The following is a 392-nucleotide window of genomic DNA, read 5'->3' as shown; positions in this document are numbered from 1 at the left end:
GGTGAGCGCCGACAGGCGGTGGGCGCTGATAATGACCGTCCGCCCCTCCCCCCACTGGCGCAGGTTATGCAGGATCTGGTGCTCGGTGCGGCCATCCACCGCCGATAAGGCATCGTCGAGGATCAAAATTTCGGCCTCCAGCAGCAGGGCGCGAGCAATAGAGATGCGCTGTTTCTGACCGCCGGAGAGCATCACGCCGCGCTCGCCCACTTCGGTCTCGTAGCCCTGAGGCAGACGCAGAATGTCGTCATGCACGCTGGCCAGTTGTGCAACCCGCTCAATCTGCGCCTGCGTCGCGTCCGGTTTTCCCAGCGCGATATTATTGGCGACGGTATCGGAGAATAAAAATGGCGTCTGATTGACCACCGCCAACCGGGCGCGCCAGCTGTCGA

General features: G+C 62.5%; 1 protein-coding gene. It reads right to left on the bottom strand.

What is annotated here, in order from left to right; all coding sequences use genetic code 11:
* The coding region (locus tag LU493_RS19690) for an ATP-binding cassette domain-containing protein (protein WP_275289491.1) at positions 1–392 on the bottom strand (392 nt) is incomplete at both ends.

The sequence above is a fragment of the Halomonas elongata genome, from assembly GCF_029081005.1.
GTDB classification, from domain to species: Bacteria; Pseudomonadota; Gammaproteobacteria; order Pseudomonadales; family Halomonadaceae; genus Halomonas; species Halomonas elongata_B.
Note: the sequence above shows the minus strand (reverse complement) of the source record. Positions and strands in the feature narration are given on the sequence as shown.